18 protein-coding genes are annotated in these 20,554 nt (G+C 69.6%); 13 read left to right on the forward strand and 5 right to left on the reverse strand.

From position 1 onward, the window contains the following. Positions 1-3: 3 nt before the first annotated feature. Positions 4-1,644, reverse strand: coding sequence for a stealth family protein (locus QRN44_RS17685; RefSeq protein ID WP_502928651.1), 1,641 nt, complete (start codon positions 1,642-1,644; stop codon positions 4-6). 188 nt (positions 1,645-1,832) lie between these two features. On the opposite strand from QRN44_RS17685, the gene QRN44_RS17690 reads away from it, so the two are divergent. Further along, positions 1,833-3,284, forward strand: a complete 1,452-nt coding sequence (locus tag QRN44_RS17690; RefSeq protein WP_285039845.1) for a CCA tRNA nucleotidyltransferase — start codon at positions 1,833-1,835, stop codon at positions 3,282-3,284. 129 nt (positions 3,285-3,413) lie between these two features. Continuing rightward, positions 3,414-4,730, forward strand: a complete 1,317-nt coding sequence (locus tag QRN44_RS17695; protein ID WP_064294091.1) for an ABC transporter substrate-binding protein — start codon at positions 3,414-3,416, stop codon at positions 4,728-4,730. A gap of 65 nt (positions 4,731-4,795) precedes the next feature. On the opposite strand, the gene QRN44_RS17700 is transcribed toward QRN44_RS17695, so the two are convergent. Further along, positions 4,796-5,494 carry a GntR family transcriptional regulator gene (locus QRN44_RS17700; RefSeq protein ID WP_285039847.1) on the reverse strand — a complete coding sequence of 233 codons (699 nt, stop codon included), beginning with the start codon at positions 5,492-5,494 and terminating at the stop codon, positions 4,796-4,798. A 143-nt stretch (positions 5,495-5,637) separates the two neighbouring features. On the opposite strand from QRN44_RS17700, the gene QRN44_RS17705 reads away from it, so the two are divergent. From QRN44_RS17705 to QRN44_RS17755, 11 genes are all read left to right on the forward strand, one after another. Further along, positions 5,638-7,263: an ABC transporter substrate-binding protein gene (locus QRN44_RS17705; RefSeq protein ID WP_285039849.1), complete on the forward strand. Its 1,626-nt coding sequence runs from the start codon at positions 5,638-5,640 to the stop codon at positions 7,261-7,263. Between the two features lie 120 nt (positions 7,264-7,383). After that, positions 7,384-8,397 (forward strand): ABC transporter ATP-binding protein, encoded by a 1,014-nt coding sequence (locus tag QRN44_RS17710; protein ID WP_121292743.1) that lies wholly within the window; start codon positions 7,384-7,386, stop codon positions 8,395-8,397. Then, on the forward strand, positions 8,394-9,461 hold the full coding sequence (locus QRN44_RS17715; protein ID WP_071262053.1) for an ABC transporter ATP-binding protein: 1,068 nt from the start codon (positions 8,394-8,396) through the stop codon (positions 9,459-9,461). The genes QRN44_RS17710 and QRN44_RS17715 overlap by 4 nt, the downstream gene beginning before the upstream one ends. Then, positions 9,458-10,390: an ABC transporter permease gene (locus QRN44_RS17720; protein WP_197478999.1), complete on the forward strand. Its 933-nt coding sequence runs from the start codon at positions 9,458-9,460 to the stop codon at positions 10,388-10,390. Before QRN44_RS17715 ends, QRN44_RS17720 begins: the two co-directional genes overlap by 4 nt. Before the next feature lie 3 nt (positions 10,391-10,393). Continuing rightward, the gene (locus tag QRN44_RS17725; RefSeq protein WP_071262055.1) at positions 10,394-11,329 is read left to right on the forward strand and encodes an ABC transporter permease; all 936 of its coding nucleotides are present in this window, start codon (positions 10,394-10,396) and stop codon (positions 11,327-11,329) included. A 72-nt stretch (positions 11,330-11,401) separates the two neighbouring features. After that, the gene (locus tag QRN44_RS17730; protein WP_285039852.1) at positions 11,402-12,568 is read left to right on the forward strand and encodes a Gfo/Idh/MocA family protein; all 1,167 of its coding nucleotides are present in this window, start codon (positions 11,402-11,404) and stop codon (positions 12,566-12,568) included. Next, positions 12,565-14,091 (forward strand): TldD/PmbA family protein, encoded by a 1,527-nt coding sequence (locus QRN44_RS17735; RefSeq protein WP_285039854.1) that lies wholly within the window; start codon positions 12,565-12,567, stop codon positions 14,089-14,091. Before QRN44_RS17730 ends, QRN44_RS17735 begins: the two co-directional genes overlap by 4 nt. After that, positions 14,088-15,527 carry a metallopeptidase TldD-related protein gene (locus QRN44_RS17740; protein ID WP_285039856.1) on the forward strand — a complete coding sequence of 480 codons (1,440 nt, stop codon included), beginning with the start codon at positions 14,088-14,090 and terminating at the stop codon, positions 15,525-15,527. The genes QRN44_RS17735 and QRN44_RS17740 overlap by 4 nt, the downstream gene beginning before the upstream one ends. Beyond that, positions 15,524-16,438: a DUF4438 family protein gene (locus QRN44_RS17745; RefSeq protein WP_285039858.1), complete on the forward strand. Its 915-nt coding sequence runs from the start codon at positions 15,524-15,526 to the stop codon at positions 16,436-16,438. Before QRN44_RS17740 ends, QRN44_RS17745 begins: the two co-directional genes overlap by 4 nt. Then, complete coding sequence (locus QRN44_RS17750) at positions 16,435-17,319, forward strand: DUF4438 family protein (protein WP_285039859.1); 885 nt, start codon at positions 16,435-16,437, stop codon at positions 17,317-17,319. Before QRN44_RS17745 ends, QRN44_RS17750 begins: the two co-directional genes overlap by 4 nt. 58 nt (positions 17,320-17,377) lie before the next feature. Then, positions 17,378-18,397: a D-2-hydroxyacid dehydrogenase gene (locus tag QRN44_RS17755; RefSeq protein WP_285039860.1), complete on the forward strand. Its 1,020-nt coding sequence runs from the start codon at positions 17,378-17,380 to the stop codon at positions 18,395-18,397. A gap of 15 nt (positions 18,398-18,412) precedes the next feature. Here QRN44_RS17755 and QRN44_RS17760 read toward each other — a convergent pair whose 3' ends face one another. The 3 genes from QRN44_RS17760 to QRN44_RS17770 are packed head-to-tail and all read right to left on the reverse strand — an operon-like array spanning position 18,413 to position 20,496. Beyond that, positions 18,413-18,718 (reverse strand): hypothetical protein, encoded by a 306-nt coding sequence (locus tag QRN44_RS17760; protein WP_121292733.1) that lies wholly within the window; start codon positions 18,716-18,718, stop codon positions 18,413-18,415. Positions 18,719-18,757: 39 nt separating this feature from the next. Next, positions 18,758-19,249 carry a RidA family protein gene (locus QRN44_RS17765; protein WP_285039862.1) on the reverse strand — a complete coding sequence of 164 codons (492 nt, stop codon included), beginning with the start codon at positions 19,247-19,249 and terminating at the stop codon, positions 18,758-18,760. Next, positions 19,207-20,496: a pyridoxal phosphate-dependent aminotransferase gene (locus QRN44_RS17770; protein WP_285039864.1), complete on the reverse strand. Its 1,290-nt coding sequence runs from the start codon at positions 20,494-20,496 to the stop codon at positions 19,207-19,209. The genes QRN44_RS17765 and QRN44_RS17770 overlap by 43 nt, the downstream gene beginning before the upstream one ends. Between the last annotated feature and the right edge of the window lie 58 nt (positions 20,497-20,554).

The raw sequence follows: 20,554 nt of genomic DNA on the forward strand, positions 1-20,554 counted from the left end.
CGGTCAGCTGAGCTTGGCGGGCTCGATCTCGAGCGCGTTCGGCACGGCCGCTTCGCGCTCCCACGGCGCTGGGAACGGGAAGTACCGCTCGAGGAAGTCGATCACGGCGGTGGTGCGCTGCTCCACCGAGATCTCCGGCCGGCTGCCGTCGTTCAGGCAGAACATGTCCTGGTCGCGTCGCTTGAGGAGTCGCTCCATCTGCCCGAGCGACTGCTTGAGCGTCGTCTCGATGTAGCGGACCTTCGCCTGGGTCTGCTGGACCGCGCGACCCGTCATGAGGCCGTAGTAGTGGTAGAACGAGTTGGTCACCGAGATGTTGTCGGCCGCGCGGAAGGCGCTGTGGGCGGTCGCGCGGAACTCCTCGGCGAACTCCCGCTCCATCTCCGCCATGATGCTCCTGCGGAGGGGGGCGGCGCAGTGCTCGAGGTGGCGGGTGGTGACGCGTCCGAAGCGCTCGTGCAGGAGCCGACGGTTCACGCGGGCCGCGTTCTCGAAGCCGCTGCGCGATGGGTCGTTCGCCCCGAGGCCGATGCGGGTGGTCGCCTCCACGAACTTGCTGATGCCGCCCGGTGAGAAGAACAGTTCGGGACTGATCGGTCGGCCGAGGAACATGTCGTCGTTGGAGTAGAGGAAGTGCTCCGACAGCCCCTCGATGCGGTGGAGCTGGCTCTCGACGGCCATGGAGTTGTGCGTCGGCAGGGCGTCGAGGTCGCGGAAGAACTCCTCACTGCGCACGATGGTGACCTTCGGGTGCTCCGCCAGCCATTCGGGCGCGGGGGAGTCGGTCGCGATGAAGATGCGTCGGATCCACGGGGCGAAGGTGTGCACGCTGCGGAGGGCGTACTTGAGCTCGTTGATCTGGCGGAAACGGGCGTCGGAGTCGTCGCCGTCGCCGACGACGTAGCTCTGCATCCGCTTGGCGCGGGCGCGCTGGAACTCCTCGGAGGAGCCGTCCACCCACGAGAAGACGAGGTCGATGTCGAAGGTGACGTCGCTCGCGAGCGCGCCGAACATGTGCTCGAGCGTCCGCCAGCTGCGGCCGTAGCGTTCGACGGTCGTCTCGACGGCCTCCGTCCGCGGCATGTACGTCCGCATGAGGACGTTCTCCACGGGCGCGGTGATCTCCTCGTCACCGAAGCGCCAGAGTTCGAGCTGCAGGGCGGTCTCCATGCCGTAGCGGAGGCGACCGAGCGGTTCGATGCGCGGCCGGTACAGCCGGAACACCTCAGCCTTGCGGGCGCCGGTGAGCAGGCCGTCGGAGAGGAGGTGCGGATCGCCGGCCGGCTTCACCGTCGACATGCGTGCTTTGAGCGGCACGCTGTAGAAGGGCTCGTCGGCGAACGCCTCCGCGAGTGCGATCTGCAGGCGCTTGCGCAGGGAGCGGTCGACGACGATGACGGGGCGGTCGTGCTCGCCTCGGATGAGCAGGTACTCGATCTCGGCCGCGTCGAGCACGTCGGCGACGGCGAGCAGGTCCTCCACCATCGACTGCTGTGGGGTCAGGTGGCCGTTGATGAGGGTGTAGACGCCCTTGCGCTGCACGACGTCCGGTCGGTCGAAGCGCTGGGACCGTGAACTTCCGGTCACGAGGACGAGTTCAGGGGCGGTGGTGAACGGGAGTTCCGGCGGAATCGGGTCCTTCACGGTACTGGTGAAGGCCGTCGGTGCCTGAGTGCCGACGGTTGGCCGCTGGTCGTCGAGTTCGTTCGTGATCGTGTCCGCCTCTGGTCTGCTGGGGAGTGGGTTCCTCGTTATTGTACGGCCGTCGCCCAGGAGCGCTCGCTGCTTGACGGCGACGGGGTCGCGGGCGGCGTCCGGGTACGATTGACCGCATGGTGAGCGTGGCGGAATCCTTGGTGCGCCTGCAGGACCTGGCCTCGTCGCCCGTGGTCGCTCGGGTGGCGTCGGCGTTCGCCGAAGCCGGGTACGAACTGGCCCTCGTCGGCGGACCGGTCCGCGATGCGATGCTCGGCCGCACGGTGAGCGACCTCGACTTCACGTCGAACGCCTCGCCCGACCAGATCCTCGCGGTCCTCAAGCCGATGGCGAGCGCCTGGTGGGACGTCGGCCGCGACTTCGGGACGATCGGCGCGAAGGTCACCGTCACCGACGACGACGGCGTCGAGCACGCCGACACGGTCGAGATCACCACCTATCGGGCCGATGCCTACGACGGCGTGACCCGCAAGCCGGTCGTCGCGTTCGGCGACACCCTCGAAGACGACCTGCGTCGGCGCGACTTCACGGTCAACTCGATGGCGCTCCGCATCCCCGAGATCACCCTCGTCGACCCGTCCGGCGGCGTCGAGGACCTCGTCGCCCACCTGCTGCGGACGCCGAGCTCGCCCGAGGTGTCCTTCGGTGACGACCCGTTGCGCATGCTCCGGGCCGCGCGGTTCGCTTCGCAACTCGGCTTCCGGCCGACCGACGACGTGATCGAGGCGATGGAGGAGCGTCGCGAGACCATCTCGATCGTGAGCCCCGAGCGCGTCCAGGCCGAGCTCGGCAAACTGCTCGCGACCGACCACCCGCGCGCGGGCCTCGAGCTGCTCGTCGACACCGGCATCGCCGACCTGGTGCTGCCCGAGCTGCCGGCACTCCGGCTGGAGCCCGACGAGCACCATCACCACAAGGACGTCTACCAGCACTCGCTCACGGTGCTCGAGCAGGCGATCGGCTACGAGCACTCGCGGCACCCCGGTGAGGCGCCCGACCTCGTCCTGCGCTGGGCCGCGCTGCTGCACGACATCGGCAAGCCGGCGACGAAGAAGACCGGCCCCGGCGCAGCCGTCACCTTCTACCACCACGACCTCGTGGGTGCGAAGCTGGCCAAGAAGCGCCTCACCGCGCTCCGGTACGACGGCGACACGATCAAGAGCGTCGCGCGGCTCGTCGAACTGCACATGCGGTTCTTCGGCTACTCGGAGGGCGTGTGGGCCGACTCCGCGGTGCGGCGCTACGTCCGCGACGCCGGTCCGCTGCTCGAGCGACTGCACATGCTCGTCCGTGCCGATGTCACGACCCGCAACCGGCGCAAGGCCGACCGCCTCGGCTTCGCCTACGACGACCTCGAGCAGCGCATCGTCGAGCTCCAGGAGCAGGAGGAGCTCGAGTCCGTCCGGCCCGACCTCGACGGCAACCGCATCCAGGAGGTGCTGGGCATCGCACCCGGTCGCGAGGTCGGCGAGGCGTACCGCTGGCTGCTGGAACTGCGTCTCGACGAGGGCCCGCTCGGCGAGGAGGAGGCGACGCGTCGCCTCCTCGACTGGTGGTCCTCCCGGTGACGCCCCCACCTGCCCGCGAACTGTCACGAACGCACAGTCCGACGGCGTCACACTGACCGTTTCTGACAGCTCGCGGGCGTTCAGACTGAACTGCTAGCCTCCCTGAGGTTCACGGAACGAAGGATTCTCATGCTCAAGAGACACGCCGCCCTCGCGATCGCGGCCGCCTCCGCCCTGATGCTGAGCGGTTGCGCCGCCGGATCCACCGAGCGCACGACGGTCACCGTGCGCGTTTGGGATTCCGCCGTCGCCGACGCCTATGAGACCTCGTTCGCCGCCTTCGAGCGCGAGAACCCCGACATCCGCGTCCGCGTCGACGTCGTCGAATGGGCCGACTACTGGACGAAGCTCCGCACCGACGTCGCGGCGGACAGCGCTCCAGACGTCTTCTGGTTGAACAACTCCTACCTCGCCGGGTACGCGGACAGCGGGAGCGTGCTCGACGTCGGGCAGACGCTCGGCAAGGACGCCTCGAAGGACTGGGCACCGAGCGTGGTCAGCCAGTTCACCCGGAACGACAAGCTCTGGGCCGTTCCGCAGCTGTCCGACGCCGGTATCGCGGTCTACTACAACGCCGACCTCCTCGACGCGGCCGGCGTGAAGCCCGCCGAGCTCGGGGAGGCGACCTGGTCGCCCGATGCGACGAAGGACACGTTCCTGCCCCTGGCGAAGAAGCTGACGAAGGACGCGGCCGGGGTCTCGGCCGACCAGCCCGGCTTCAACCCCGCGGCCCCCGCGACCTACGGCACCGGCCTCGGGTACGACCTGCAGGCCGTGCTGCTGCCGTTCATCGGCTCGAACGGCGGGAAGTACCAGGACGGCGACGACTTCGCGTTCAACGACCCGAAGACGAGCGAGTCGGTGAGCTACCTCGTGAACGCGATCAACGGCGCCAAGGTCGCCCCGCCGGCCGCCTCCACGAACGCCGACGGTGACTTCGCCCGCGACGCCTTCATCCAGGGCAAGGTCGCGATGTTCCAGTCGGGGCTCTACAGCCTGAAGGCCGTGCACGACGGCGCCGACTTCCGCTGGGGTGTCGCCGAGCTCCCGGCCGGCCCCGCGGGCAAGGTCAGCGTCACGAACGGGATCGCCGCAGCGGGCAACGCGGCCACCAAGCACCCCGACCAGGTGAAGAAGGTGCTCGCCTGGCTGGGCAGTTCCGAGGGCAACGCGCCCGTCGGTGCCTCCGGCTCGGCGGTCCCGGCCGTCACCGCCGCTCAGAAGCAGTACTTCGACTACTGGAAGGGCCAGGACGTCGACGTTCAGCCCTTCTTCGACGTGATCGCCGACGACGCGAAGACCATCGCACCGCCGACGGGTGCCGGGTATGCGAAGGGACTCGCCGCCTACGACCCGATCTTCAAGGAGATCTTCGCCGGCACGACGCCCGTCGCCGACGGCCTCAAGAAGGCGCAGGAGGCGGCCAACGCCGCCATCAACGACTGAGGGGGCACCCGGCCGGGTGCACGTCGAGCGCTTCCGAGTCCTGCCGGGTCACCGCGCCCGAGGGCTCACACCGGTTCGACGAGCGCTCCGTCGCTTGCAGCAGCGCGGGCGTCTCCGGCCAGTCGTTCGCTGACCCGCCCGTACCCGGAACCGATGTGCCGCTCGATGGTCTCGTCGATCGCACCCGAACGCCGTTCGACGAGCAGGTCGAGGAGTTCGGTGTGCTCCTGCACGATGATGCTGTGGTAGTCGTCCACCTTGACACGCCGGGTGAGCAGGAAGAGCGCGACCTGCCACTTGATGGCCTGCCAGGCGGTGTAGAGCCGTGAGTGGTCGGCCAGGAGGAACACCTGGTCGTGGAAGTCGATGTCGAGTCGGACGAGCTTCGCCTTCTGGTCCGTCTCCACGGCGACACGCATCTCCTCGATGATCGCGCGCATGGCCGCGACCTCGTCGTCGCCGGTGCGTTCGATCGCACGCGACCAGGCGAGCCGTTCGAGGGCGGTGCGGAGCGTGGACAGCTCGAGGAAGTCCTGTGGTGACAGCGTGACGACCGACGCTCCCTTGTACGGGAGAGACACGACGAGCCCCTCCTGCTCGAGGTGGAGGAGGGCTTCTCGCACCGGGGCGCGGCTGACGCCGAGGGTGGTCGACAGATTGACCTCGCTGAGGCGTTCACCTTGGACGAGGCGACCCTCGAGGATCGCCTCCCGCAGCTCGTTGACCGCGGCTCCTGTCAACCCGGTTCGTTCGAGAGTTTCCATGCCCGAATCCTAGCCCAAACGAATCGGTGTTGTCGATTGTCGACAGTGTGCAGTCTGTGATATCGTCCACCAACAGCACACGAACGTTCCGTCGGCGGCTCGCTTCCTCAGGAGGTCCGGCACAACCCTGACAGGAGAACTCAGTGAAGAAATCACTGCGAGGCGCGCTGCTGGGAGCAGCGCTCGCGGTCGCTCTGACGGCGTGCAGCGCTGGCGGTGCCGGCGGCGGTAGCACCTCCGCCACTGGTGGCGACCCCAAGTACGGCGGCACGATCACCACCGCCGCGGCGTCCGACCCCGAGACCTTCGACCCGGCCGTCTGCACGGGAGCGACGTGTTGGAACATGATGCGGATGATGTTCGACCGCATGTACGACTACGACCGCGACACCAGCGAGCTGAAGCTCCAGGCGGCCGAGTCGTTCCCGGAGGTCAGCGACGACGGGCTCACCTACACGATGAAGCTCAAGGAGGGACTCACCTTCAGCGACGGCGACCCGCTCACGGCCAAGGACGTCGCCTACTCCTACGCCCGGGTCCTCGACCCCGCGACGAAGGCGGGTCTCGCCGAGTTCTGGCGCGGTATCGCCGGCGCCGAGGAGTACGCGGCGAACCCGACCGGACTCCCGAGCGGCATCGAGGTCGTCGACGATCAGACCCTGAAGATCACGCTGACGACGCCCAACTCCTCGTTCAAGTACATCCTCGCCATGCCCGCGGGCTCGATCATCCCCGAGGGCAGCGGCGGCACCGTCGCGACCGAGCCCGTCGGCTCCGGGCCGTTCACGCTGAACACCTTCAGTGCGGGCAAGGAGATCACGCTCGACCGCAACCCCGACTACTGGGATTCCCCGCGTCCGTACGTCGACCACATCCGCATGATCCTCGGCGTCGACCCCGACAACCAGGTGCTCATGCTGCAGAAGGGCGACATCGACCTGATGGGCAGCCCGATCCCGCCCGCAAAGTTCATCCAGGTGACCTCGGATCCGAAGCTCAAGGATCAGCTCGTCGAGATCGAGAAGCCGAGCACCTACTACCTCACGATGAACGTCAACACCGCCCCCTTCGACAACCCGAAGGTGCGTGAGGCCGTCTCCCTCGCCTTCGACCGGAAGGCGCTGCTCAAGCTCGTCAACGGCCAGGGCTCTGCGGCGACCGAGTTCATCCCGCCGAAGGTCCTCGGCTACACGGGCGACGAGATGACCCACGAACAGGACGTCGAGAAGGCCAAGCAGCTGCTGGCGGAGGCCGGGTTCGCGGACGGCATCACGACCGACATGTACGCCTGGAACGTCCCGCCCTTCTCGGCCCTGGCGCCGCAGATGCAGCAGGACCTCAAGGCCATCGGCATCGACGTCAACCTCCAGACGCTGGCTCCGAACACCTTCAGCGAGTTGGCGGGAGCCGGCAAGGCGCCGCTCGCCCTCACCTTCTGGGTGGCCGACTACCCCGAGGGCTCGGACTTCCTGCAGGCGCTCATGTCGTGCGCCTCGGCGGTCCCGCAGGGCCACAACTACGCGTACTACTGCAACCCGGAGATGGACGACCTCGTCGCCCAGGCGCTCGCCGAGACCGACCCGGATGCGGCGACCGCGAAGTACGAGGAGGCGTCGAAGCTCATGCTCGCCGACAACCCGATCGTGCCGCTGTACTTCGGTACCAAGACCGAGCTCCACAGCACCGGCATCGAGGGGTACTTCCCGCAGCCGATCTGGGGCTGGGACATGGCCGAGTACTGGAAGTCCGACGGCACCGCCAAGCGGTAGCCACCGGATACGCATCACCCGGCGCACCGGCGCGCCACCCGCATCACCGCACCACGGAACCCGAACCGCGGGTGGTCCTTCGACGGACCACCCGCGGCGCCCCCACCGAAAGGACGCGACATGAGTGCGCTGCTCGACGTCTCCAACCTCGTGGTCGACTTCCCGACCTCCTCGGGGGACCCCTTCCACGCCGTCGACGGCGTCTCGTTCCAGGTGTCCGCGGGTGAGCGCGTCGGCATCGTGGGGGAGTCGGGTTCCGGCAAATCCCTGACGTCGCAGGCCGTGATGCGGCTCGTGTCGGACCCCGGTGTGATCGCCGGCGGATCGGTGCGGTTCGGCGGGGAGGACGTCCTCGCCTACTCCGACCGGGCGCTGCAGCAGTGGCGCGGTTCGCAGGTCGCGATGGTCTTCCAGGACCCGATGTCGAGCCTCAACCCGCTCATGCGGGTCGGCCGGCAGATCACGGAGTCACTCGAGACGCACCTGGGCATGGGCCGCGTCGCCGCTCGCGCCCGCGCCGTCGACCTGCTGCGCCGCGTCGGGATCCCCGACGCGGAGGCGCGCATGAACGACTTCCCCGGGGCGTTCTCCGGCGGGATGCGGCAGCGCGTCTGCATCGCCATCGCGACCGCCTGCTCACCGAAGCTGCTGATCGCGGACGAGCCGACCACGGCGCTCGACGTGACCGTGCAGGCCCAGGTGCTCGACCTGCTCGACGACATGGTCTCCGAGCAGGACACGGGCGTCATCCTCATCAGCCACGACCTCGGTGTCATCTCCAGCTTCTGCGACCGCATCCTCGTCATGTACGCGGGGCGCATCGTGGAGGAGGGCACGGCCGAGCAGATCGTCGGCGACCCGCAGCACCCGTACACGCACGCGCTGCTCGGCTCCATCCTCAAGTTGTCCGAGCCGATCCCGCCGCGGCTCCGCACCATCTCCGGGGCGCCACCGACAGCCGGTCGTCGCCCGAGCGGTTGCGCGTTCGCGCCGCGTTGCCCGGCGGCCGTCGACGCGTGTCTGACGAACGACCCGGCGCTCGTCCAGGCACCGCTCGGCGGTGTCGGGCAGCGGGTCGCGTGCGGCGTCGTCGCACCGGAGGCCTTCGCGGTCGAGCAGGAGTCGGCCGCATGAGCCGGCTCGACGGTTCGGACCTCGTCAACGGTCCCAGCAGCCGCTCGCGGGCCGGCGAGGCGCTGCTCGACGTGCGGGACCTCGAGGTCACGTTCCGCCGCTCCGGTGGTATCGGCCGACGGGCGTCCCGCGTCCCCGCCGTGCAGGGCGTCAGTTTCCAGCTCCGTGCCGGCGAGACCCTCGGCATCGCCGGCGAGTCGGGCTCCGGGAAGAGCACCATCGCCAGGACGCTCATGGGCATCAACCAGGCCTCCGCCGGCAGCATGCGGCTGAACGGTGAGAACGTGGGAGCGCTGCGAGGACGTCGGCTCGCGGAGTACCGCCGCACGATGCAGATGATCTTCCAAGACCCCTACGACTCGCTCGACCCGAGGATGAAGGTGGGGGAGACCCTGCTCGAGGCGATCTCGCTCCGGACCACCAAGCCGACCGACCCGAAGCGGGCGGTGGAGGGCATCCTCGACCAGGTGGGCCTGTCGCGGAGCTTCATCGAACGGCGTCCGCGCGAGCTGTCCGGCGGACAGCGGCAACGCGTGTCGATCGCTCGCGCGCTCTGCGTCGACCCGCGCCTGATCCTCTGCGACGAGGCCGTCTCCGCGCTCGACGTCTCGGTCCGGGCGCAGGTGCTCAATCTGCTCAAGGACCTGCAGGAGGAGCTCGGTCTCGCGTACCTCTTCATCTCGCACGATCTGTCCACCCTCCGGTTCATGGCGGACCACGTCGGCATCATGTACCTCGGACGTCTGGTCGAGATCGGGACGCGCGACGAGATCTTCGAGAACCCGCAGCATCCGTACACGAGAGCCCTGCTGTCGGCGGTGCCGGAACCGATCGTCCGCGATCGCTCGACCCGCCTGCCGCGCGTCCGTCTCACGGGCGAACCGCCGAGCGCCGCGAACCCGCCGAGCGGGTGCAGCTTCCACCCGCGGTGTCCGATGGCCCAGGAGGTCTGCCGGACCGTCGCCCCGCCGCTGCGGACCACGACATCGGGGCAGGACGCGGCGTGCCACTTCGCGGATCCCGTCCTGGTCCCGGAACCCGCACGGATCGGAGCCGACGCATGAGTGAAGCACTGCCTCCCGTCATCGGCCAGGGTGTCGACCTGGCGGCGACCGACGATGACCGACCGATGCGCGCCCGCGAGGTGCTGCGCAGTCTCCGACGCGACCCTGCGGCGTTCGTGTCGCTCATCGTGCTGCTCCTCATCGCGCTCATCGCGGTGCTGGCTCCGCTCATCACGCCCCACGACCCGTTGCAGACCTACAACGACATCGGACTCGGGCCGCAGGGACAGCCGCTCCCGCCCGGGACGCCCGGGTTCCTCCTGGGGACCGATGCGCTCGGTCGCGACGTGCTCTCGCGGCTCATCTCAGGCACGCAGGTGTCACTCGTGATCGGGATCGTGGCCAACGGACTCGCGACGATCGTCGGGGTGACGGTCGGGGTGATCGCCGGCTACTTCGGCGGCATCGTCGAGGCGGTGCTCATGCGCATCACCGACGTCGTCATCTCCTTCCCGATCCTGCTGCTCTGCACCGCCCTCATCGCGGTCACGACCCGGAGCACCACGAACGTCATCATCGTCATCGCCCTCATCTACTGGACGACGCTCGCCCGCATCATCCGCGGCATGGTGATCTCCCTGAAGCACCGCGAGTTCGTCGTCGCGACCAGGACGCTCGGTGTCGGGCACCTCCGCATCATGTGGAAGCACATCATCCCGCACCTGCTGCCGGCGATCATCGTGTACGCCACGCTCGGCGTCGCCTCGTCGATCCTCATCGAGAGCGCCCTGTCGTTCCTCGGCATCGGTGTCCCGATCCCACAGGCCTCGTGGGGGCAGATGATCTCCGACGGGAGCACCTACTTCCAGATCGCCCCCTGGATGCTCTTCATCCCCGGCATCTGCCTGATCGTGACGGTGATGGCGTTCAACCTCGTCGGCGACTGGTTGTCCGAGATGCTCGACTCAGCTGCACCGATGGCGAGGTAGACCGTGTTCTGGTGGCTTGCACGACGACTCGGCCAGATGGCCCTCGTCCTCTTCGGGGTGGTCAGCCTCGCGTTCCTCCTCGTCTACGCCGTCCCCGCGGACCCGGCGGCGACCCTCGCCGGGCCGAACGCGAGTGCCGAGACGATCGCATCCATCCGCGCACAGCTCGGCCTCGACGCCCCGCTGTGGGAGCAGTACCTCGGGTTCATCGGCCGGCTCCTGAGCGGCGATCTCGGCACCTCGTACGTCCTGCGGGAGACGAGTGTGTTCGAGCGGATCGTCTCCGCTCTGCCGACGACGGTCCTCGTGGCGATCGGCGGGCTCGTCTGGCAGATCATCCTCGGTGTCCCGGCCGGCATCTACGCCGCCTACCGTCGCGGTGGTTGGGTCGACCGCACGGTGACCTTCGTCTCGCTGATCGGACTGTCGGCGCCGTCGTTCTGGCTCGGCCTGCTCCTCATCTACTACTTCGCGTTCAGTTGGGGACTGTTCCCGCTCAACGGGCTCGGTGACCCGATCATCTGGTACCTCGTGCTCCCGACCTTCACGCTCGGGTCGGGCGGCGGTGCCTGGTACGCCCGCATGACGCGGACGAACATGATCGAGACGCTCGACTCGCCGTTCGTCCGGATGGCAAGGGCGAAGGGCATGCCCGAGCGGACCATCCTCTGGCGTCACTGCTTCCGGCACGTCGCGATCCCGCTCGTCACGATGATCGGACTCGACTTCGGATACTTCCTCGGAGGCGTCGTGATCGTCGAGACCGTGTTCGGACTGAACGGCATCGGCCGGCTCGCCTTCGACGCGATCTCCAACCTCGACACCCCGATGATCGTCGGCACCGTGCTCTTCTCGGCCCTCTTCATCGTGGTCGTCAACTTCATCGTCGACCTCCTCTACTCCGTCATCGACCCACGCGTCCGCCTGCAGCGCGCGTGACCTGAACCTCCGACCGATCCCACCACCGTCCGCGCATCGCACGATGCCGGCACCCGCAGAAGGAGAACCACCATGTCCGAGTCCGATCGCAAGCTCCGAGTCGCCGTCGTCGGTGCCGGCCGCTGGGCCGTCCGCTCCCACATCCCCGGCTGGCAGCGCGACCCGCGTGTCGAGGTCGTCGCGCTCGCCGAGATCGACGAGGAGGCGCTCGCGTCGGCGGCCGCGGAGTTCGGTGTCGAGCGTGCCGTGACCGACTACCGCGAACTGATCGACGACCCCGACATCGACGTCATCGACGTCGCGACCGGCAACGCCATGCACTTCGAGATCTCCATGGCGGCCATCGCGGCGGGCAAGCACGTCCTCTGCGAGAAGCCCGTCAACAGCGACTACACCGAGACCCGGCGTGCCGCGGCGCTCGCCGCCGAGCGTGGCGTCAAGACGAAGCTGGGCTTCACCTTCCGCTTCGCCCCGGCCATCCAGTACGCGAAGCACCTCATCGACCAGGGCTTCATCGGCGAGCCGTACATCTTCAACGGGTACGAGCAGAACAGCCAGTGGATCGACCCGAAGACGCCGCTGCGTCAGGTGGACCCGGACGCGGACCCCGAGGTGATCGCCGTCTCCTCCATCGAGGGCTACGGCGCGCCGATCATCGACATCATGCACTGGTGGCTCGACGCCCCCATGACGAGCGTGGTCGGGACGATGCGCAACTTCGTCCCGGAGCGGATGGTCCGCGACACGGGCGCGATGCAGCGGATGAACATCGACGACGGTGACATGTGGATCGCCGAGTTCGAGCAGGGCCGTCTGGCGTCGATCCAGTCGTCCTACGTCACCGTCGGCAACTTCCCCGGCATCGAGGCCCGCATCTACGGCTCGGAGGGCGCGATCATCGTCCGCCTCGTCGAGGAGGCGGGTATCTGCCAGACGATCAAGGTCGCGAAGAAGGACCAGGTCGAGTTCGAGGAGCTCGAGATCCCGCAGGAGTTCTTCCCCGAGGGTGGGGCGTCCACCGAGCCATGGCCGTTCCTCTTCTACTCGAACCTCTGTAAGGACTTCGCCACCGAGATCCTCTCCGGTGAGGACTTCAACCAGGGCAACTTCGACCAGGGCGCGCTCGTCCAGGAGACGATCAACGCGTTCGAGCTGTCCTTCCGCACGCGCGCCTGGTGCGACTTCCCGCTCGCGCTCGCCCCCTCGGACGCGAGCGACGCCGAGGCGGCCCGCGCGTGACGAGCGCCGACACGGTCGCGCCGCTCGCCGCGGTGGACGCGGCGGCCCACGCCTGGGGTGAACTCGCGGACGATCAGGCCGCGGCGGCCATGCTCAGCAGGGTGCTCGCCGCGGTGGATGTCCCAGGCGTGAGCTACGCCGACGCCCGCCTGATCGAGGCCGAGGAGGTGCGCCTCTACTCGACGCTCGAGTCCGGACTGGACGAGCGGATCGAGCACAACCTCGGCGTCGGCGTGCGGGTGCTCTTCAACGGCAGCTGGGGCTTCGCCTCCGTGCCAATCGACGACGCGGACGACCTCACCCTCGCCGCGCACCGGGCGCTCGCCAACGCGCGGAACGCCGACCGGGTGTCCGGCGCGTACCGGACCGAGCTGCCGCCGATGCCCGCCGTGAGCGGTCGGTACGCGACCGACGTCGTCCTCGACCCGTTCGCGGTCTCGGCGTCGACGCGTCAGGCGCTGCTCGGCGACATCCTGGGCGCCGCGAGCGCCCCGGTCGAGGTGGTGATGGCGCAGGCCGGCCTGAATGCGAAACGGCAGCATCGGCACTTCGCCAACACCGAGGGCTCGATGCAGCACCAGCACCTCATCGAGAGCGGGGCTATGGCGCTCGTGAACGCGGTCGGCAACGGCACGATGCAGCGTCGATCCTTCCCGAACTCGTTCCACGGCAACACCGCGCAGGCGGGTTGGGAGTACGTCGAGGGGCTCCGGATGGTCGAGGAGGCCGACCGGATCGGCCGGGAGGCCGTCGAACTGCTGACGGCCCCGCTCGCACCGCAGGGCACGGCCGACGTCATCATCGGGCCCGCGCAGATGGCGCTGCAGATCCACGAGTCCACGGGTCACGCCCTCGAGCTCGACCGCATCCTCGGCGACGAGGCGAACTACGCCGGCACCTCCTTCATCGGGCCCGACGCGGTCGGCTCGCTCCGATACGGCTCCGAGGCGGTGAACATCACCTCCGACCCGACCGTGCCCGGCACCCGAGGCTCCTTCGCCTTCGACGACGAGGGCGTGCCGGCGTCCCGCCAGCCGCTCATCTCGGAGGGGATCATCCGCAACTTCCTCTCCACGCGCGACTCGGCCGCCCGGATCGGGGTGCCGTCGATCGGCGCCGCCCGCTCCGACGGCTGGGGGTACACACCCGTGTGCTTCGCGACGAACGTGTTCCTCGAACCCGGCAGCGGGTCGACCGAGGAACTCCAGGAGCGGCTCGGTGACGGCTACTACATCGACGACAACCGGAGCTGGTCGATCGACGAGCGGCGACACAACTTCCAGTTCGGCACCGAGGTGGCGTACGAGGTGAAGAACGGCCGGCGCGGTCGCCTGCTGCGTGGCTTCTCCTACGGCGGCACGACGCCCGAGTTCTGGCAGTCCGTCGAGGCGGTCGCGGGACCGGAGGAGTTCAAGGCCTTCGGCATGCCCTGCGGCAAGGGCGAACCCAAGCAATGGGGCTTCCTCGGGCACGGCGCCTCGCCGACGCTCGTGCGGAACCTCCGGATCGGAGTGGACCGATGAGCGACACCGACAGCACGACCACCACCGCCTTCGGGCCCGTCGTCGGCGGCGAGCGAGCCGCCGAGGCGCTCGAGGCCGCCCTGCGCGACGCCCCCGCGGACCGGATCGAGGCGTTCCTCACCGGTCGACGAGGGGACTTCACCCGATTCGCCGGTCGTCGGGTGCACCAGAGCCAGGCCATCGACGAGGTGCAGATCATGGTCCGCGCCGAGGTGGACGGGCGGGCGTCGCTCGCCGCCGCCAGTTCGATCGCCGGGCTCGGCCGGGCGGTCGCGAACGCGAGTGCCGCCGCGCGTGAGCAGGCCGAGCGAGGGCTCCCAGCCGCACCGCCACGAGCCGAGCCCGGCCCGGTCGACGAACCGGTCGTGGCGGGACGCACGGCGTCCGGCGCCCTGCTCTGGGGCGAGGACACGGCGGCCTGGGACGTCGGCGAACACGTCGCCCTCGCCGATCGTGCGATGACGGAGGCCGACCGTGCCGGTGGAGTGGCTGCGGGCATGTTCGGCCGCGCGGTCACGGAGGTCGCCTTCCACGACCGCGAGCGCGGCACGTCCCGCTATGCGGCGGCGACCGAGGCGCAGGGGTCCCTGACGGTCCGCATCGACGACGGGTCCTCGCACTGGAAGGACCTCTCCCGTTCCTCGGACCGCCTGCTCGCGGCGGAGTCCGTCGAGCGGACCCTCTCCGAGGCGTCCGCCACCCGGGGTCGCTCCCCGCTCGCCCCAGGCGAGTACGACGTGGTCCTCGGGGCGCTCGCCGCCGGTGAGTTCCTCGACTTCTTCGGTGCCTTCGGATTCACCGGTGGGGCCTTGGCATCCGGCTTCGGCACGGCCGCGACCCGAGCCGGGGAGCAGGCTGCCTCATCGCTCGTCTCGGTGCACGACGATGCGACGGCCGACCTCGGACTGCCGTTCCCGTTCGACTTCCAGGGCACCACGAAGCGCGACGTCCCGTTCCTCGACCGCGGACGGGTCGCGGAGGTCGTCACCGACCGGGAGACCGCCTTCGCGCTCGGGACCGCCTCGAGCGGCAACTTCCACATCGCCCGTGAGGAGGCACCGCACGCCATCCCGATGAACGTCATCCTCCGCGCGGCCGACACCACCGAGCTCGACCTCATCGCGGGCGTCGAACGCGGGGTCTACCTGCAGCGCTTCTGGTACACGCGCACGGTCGATCCGGTGCGTTCCACGATCACGGGGGTCACGCGCGACGCATGCTTCCTCATCGAGAACGGCCGGATCACGCGGCCGGTCGAGTCGCAACGGTTCACGGTGAGCGTGCTCGACAGTCTCGCGCGGGTCGACGGCGTCGGATCGGTGTCGCTGAGCCAGCCGCTCATGAACGTGTTCAACGGTGCCGCGACCGCGCCACCGCTCCGCATCCGCGGCTTCGCCCTCGGCACCGCACCGGCCCCGAAGGGAGCGACGGCATGAGTCTCAGGACCAACGAGGACCGCTTGGTCACGCAGATCCTGACCGGAGAGGTCTGGCCGCCCCAGGCCGACCGTCACGGCTACCGGGTGGATCCCGACGGCCACCCCTTCATCCTGCCCGGCATGGGTGGGGTCACGATGGGCGCGCACGTCGGTGAGGCCGCCACGGGGCACGCGAGCGACCATCTCGAACCCGGGCTGTCGATCCGGCACGCGGGCGCCGAGGCCAACGCCGCGCTGCAGTTCCTCAGCTGCGTGGGCAACATCGTGACGGTTCGCTCCGGTCCTGCCACCGGCGCCGAGGGGGTCGTCATCGGTCAGCACGCCTACGTCCTCGCGGACTTCGCGGACGGCGCACTCCGCCAGGTGACGACCGGCGACGCCGTGAGCGTCGAGGCCCGCGGTCAGGGGCTGCGCCTCCTCGACCACCCGGACGTCCGGGTGAAGAACCTCGACCCGCGGCTCCTGCCGCACCTGCCGTTCTCGACGGCCGCAGACGGCACGCTCGAGGTCGGCGTGGCCATGCGCGTCCCGGCCGAGGCGGCCGGCGCCGGTGGCGGCATGCTCTCCGAGTTCGCCAACACCGACCTCATGGGCGCCTACCCGGGCCTCAGCGAGGACCTCTCGCTCGGCCTCGAGTCCCTCCGCATCGGCGACATCGTCGTCCTCGAGGACCAGGACCACTCCTACGGACGCGGCTACCGGCCCGGCTGGATCACGATCGGGGTCATCTCCACCGGCGAGTGCCGCCTCTTCGGGCACGGACCAGGGCCCTCGACCCTGCTGTCGGGACCCGCGTCGGCGTTCACCGTCCTCGACGATCCTGCGGCGAACCTCGCCACCGCGCTCACCGCGATGGGCCGGGCGACGACCACCTCCACCCCCACGACCGCGACGGAGACGACCGTATGAGCTCGATCATCGCCAACAACCTGCTCGGCTTCGTCGAGCACGCCGGCCTCACCCCGATGGTGTCGTACCGGATCGACCGCGACGGACACCCCTATTTGCCCATCGGGGACGGTGGGGTGGTGCTCGGCGTGCACCTCGGAGACTCCGTCTTCGCGACCGACGCCGACCACGCGGCGCCCGGCGTCACCCTCGTGCACCCTGACCCGGGCTCGCGCTTCGGCCTGACGTCCTTCGCGTGCGTCGGCAATCGCGCCACGGTCCGATCCGGGGCGGCTATGGGCGCGACCGGTTCCGTCGTCGGCAAACGCGGCGAGGCCGGCAGGGTCATCGTGTCGTTCGACGACGAGACCATGGCGGCGCTCCTGCCCGGAGACCGGATCGCCGTGCACGCGATGGGTCAGGGACTCGAACGGGACGATCTGCCCGAGGAGATCGTGCTCCTGAACATCGACCCGGCGCTCCTCGCCGCCCTCCCGCTCACGGTCGAGGCGGGCGTCGCGACCGTCGACGTGGTCGGCGTCCTCCCGGGCAAGGTCGCGGGCAACGGGATCGGCCGGCCCGCCCACCAGTGGGACGTCGACCTCGCGGTCACGCCGGACTCCCCGGAGCTCGCCGGGATCGACATGCGTCTCGGCGACCTCTTCGCCGTCGAGCACCTCGACGTCCGACACAACATGGGGTTCCGCCGTGACTGGATCACCGTCGGGATCATCGTCCACGGAGGCTCGCCCATGCCAGGCCACGGTCCCGGGTTCCTGCCGATCGCCTGCGGGCCGCGCCGCGTCCTGCAGCCCCGTGCCACTCCCGGGGAGTCGGCCGCCGAGCGGCCCGCGCTGACGTCCGAACGGCTCGCGGCGGTCGCGCCCTGGCCGACCGCCTGACCGACCGACGCCGCGTCCCGACCCGTGCACCGCCGCGCCCGCGGCAGGATGGACCATCATGCAGATCCTCATCACCAGCTATCTCGAACCGGAGCACGTCGAGGCGATCCGCGCCTCCCACCCCGACGTCGAGGTGCTCTACGACCCGTCGCTCATCGGTGTCCCGCAGTACGTGGCCGACCACCACGGTCCGGTGCCGCAGCTGTCCGCCGCCGACCAGCAGCGCTGGGAGGACCTGCTCGCGCGGGCCGAGGTCGCGTTCGACTTCGACTGGCAGGATCCGGCGGCACTGCCGCAGCGCGCTCCGAAGCTGCAGTGGGTCCAGGCGACGAGCGCCGGCATCGGTGCGTTCATGCGCCGCACCGGGCTCGACCACAGCGGGATCATCGCGACGACCGCGGGCGGTGTGCACGCCGTGCCGCTCGCCGAGTTCGCCCTCACCGGCGCGCTCTTCGTCGTGAAGGGACTGCCGTACCTGCAGCGGCAGCAGCGCGAGCATCGGTTCGAGCGGTACACCACGCGGCAGCTGGCCGGCATGAGGGTCACCGTCGTCGGCGTCGGCGGCATGGGCTCGAACGTGGTCCGGACCTTCGACGCGATCGGCGCCCGCGTGACCGCGGTTGGTCGTGTGGGCGGACGCTACGAGCTGCCGCAGGGTGTCGAGCTGAGCGATGTCGACCGGCTCGATGAGGTGCTGCCGACGACCGACGTACTGGTGCTGTGCACGGCACTCACCCCCGAGACCGAGAACCTCATCAGCGCCGACCGCATCGCGATGCTCCCGACGCACGCGGCCGTGGTCAACATCTCACGCGGTCAGGTGGTCGACGAGGACGCGCTCATCGACGCCCTCCGCGCGGGTCGACTCGGCGGTGCGGCCCTCGACGTGTTCCGGGAGGAGCCGCTGCCCGCCGACTCGCCGCTGTGGGATCTCGAGAACGTGCTCATCTCGCCGCACTCCGCGTCCACGGTGGAGAGCGAGAACGCGACCCTCACGGCGCTGTTCATCGAGAACCTCGCCCGGTACCGCGCGGGGGAACCGCTCCTCAACCGCTTCGACGCCGAGCGGGGCTACTGAGCCGTCGACCCACGGTCACCGCTCGCGGATCGCCCGCCAGTCGTGCCGCGCGGCGAAGCGGCCGTCGATGAACACGTCGATGTAGCGTGCGCCACCGTCGATCGGTTCCTGGATGATCACCCGAACCGACACCATGTGTCGTTCCTGCACCCCGACCTCGACGTCGAAGACGTTCGGCATGATGCGCCCCAGATTGCCCCCGCTGTCGGCCGCCAGCCACCCGTCGACCTCGATCGTCACCCGGTTCCGGATGCCGGCGACCCGCACCGTGACGTGATGGGGCTCGCGGACTCCGACGGTGAAACTGAACGAGACGGCCATCCCACCATCAGACCACAGGCGTCGTGCGACGGGCGCTGATCAGGTGCTCGTCCGGTCGGCGCATCGGGCGATGAGCTGGATCTCGACGGGCGCGTCGCCCGGCAGTGCGGCGACTCCCAGCGCAGCACGGACGGGGAGCTCGGCGTCCGGGAACCGTTCGACGACCACGGCGCTCGCCGCATCGGCGATCTCACTCAGCCGGACGAAGCCGTCGGTCACGGCGAGGTAGACCGTCAGGGAGACCACCTCGGTGAGGGCTGCCCCCGCGGGGACGGCGCTCGCGGCGGCGGCGAGGGCCCGTTCGGTCGCGATCCGGGTGGCGGCCAGCGCCTGGGCGTCGTCGAGCTCGCGACCGATCCGTCCGGTCGCCACGAGTGCGCCGTCGACCCGTGGGGTCATGCCCGCGGTGTGCACCAGCTCGCCGACGAGGCGTGCGACGGAGTATGCGCCGGCCGGCCGGAGCCCCGCGTCGCGAGGCGCGCCGTCGGTCACGCGTCGATACCGGCTGCGGTCGCGAGGCCGGTCAGGCACGCCACCATCCGCTCGAGCGCCGCAGCCCACTCCGTCTCGTCGCGGGCGTAGCAGATCCGGAAGTGCCCGCTGCCGGAGGGGCCGAACTGGTACCCGGGCGAGACGACGACCTGCGCCTCGCGCTGCAGGGCTCCGGCGACCTCGACGTCCGACACCCCGAACGCCGAGACGTCGAGGAACAGGTAGGCGGTCCCGTCCTGCGGCGTCATGCGCAGGCCGGGGACCCGCGACAGGCTCTCGACGGTGGTGCGCTTGATCGCCTCCAGGTCGGCGATGCGTTCGCGGAGGAAGTCGTCGTCGTCGACGAGCCACCGGGCCAGCATGCGCTGCGCGTAGGCGGGGGCGCGGAGGGAGGTCATCGCGAGCGTCTGCTCGACCGACGCGATGACGTCCTCCGGGGCGACCACGACGCCGATCCGGAAGCCGCTCATGGACTCGGTCTTCGACGGGCCGAGCAGGGTGATGGTGCGGTCGGCCATGCCGGGCTCGGAGCGGAGGTGCGGGAACGGGGTGTCCGTGTAGAGCAGGCGACTGTACAGCTCGTCGACCAGGACGCGGAAGCCGCTGGCGACGGCGAGCTCGGCGACGCGGGAGATCATCTCCGCGGGATAGACGGCGCCGGTCGGGTTGTTCGGGTGCGAGAACATGAGCAGCTTCGGCTGCTCGGGCAGGAACCGTTCGACCACGTCGAGGTCGAGGCCGGGGTGCTCGCCGTCGAGGATGAGCGGGATGCGCTCGACCCGTGCTCCGAGGAACGCGAGGATCCGCTCGCAGAACAGGTAGTCCGGGTCGGCGAGGAGGACGAGGTCGCCCTCGTCGACGATCGAGGACAGCGTCGTGAACAGGGCGCCCTGCGTCCCGGGGGTCAGGGCGAGGTTGCCGGGACCCACCGGGCTGCCGAGGAAGCCGCTGATCGCCGAGGCGAGGTCGGAAAGCACACCGGGGTCGCCTCGGTACGGGGTGTACGCCCATTCGCCGTTGGTGACGGCCTCGCGGATGGCCTGGTCGGCCCAGGCCGGTGGCGGGAAGCGGACGGTGTCGAAGTGCGTCGTGTCGAGGAGCCCGTGACCGCCGCCGTCGAGTCTGAGCGACAGGTCCGCTTCACGGACGGAGAGCCCGGGAGCCGCCTCCCGATAGGTGAGGTGCGTGCGCGCCACGCGAGCGCTCTGCGCCGGGCGCAACTCGGGAGCGGCGGGCGTGTCGCCGCCCAGCTGGGCGGTGGTGGCCGCAGGCGGGTGCACAGACATACGAGCTCCTCAGAGTCTTGAGGTCCGCCTCATCCGGACCTGTCATCTGTAGACTGTA

It is taken from the genome of Plantibacter sp. lyk4-40-MEA-4 (genome assembly GCF_030209415.1).
GTDB lineage: Bacteria > Actinomycetota > Actinomycetes > Actinomycetales > Microbacteriaceae > Plantibacter > Plantibacter flavus_A.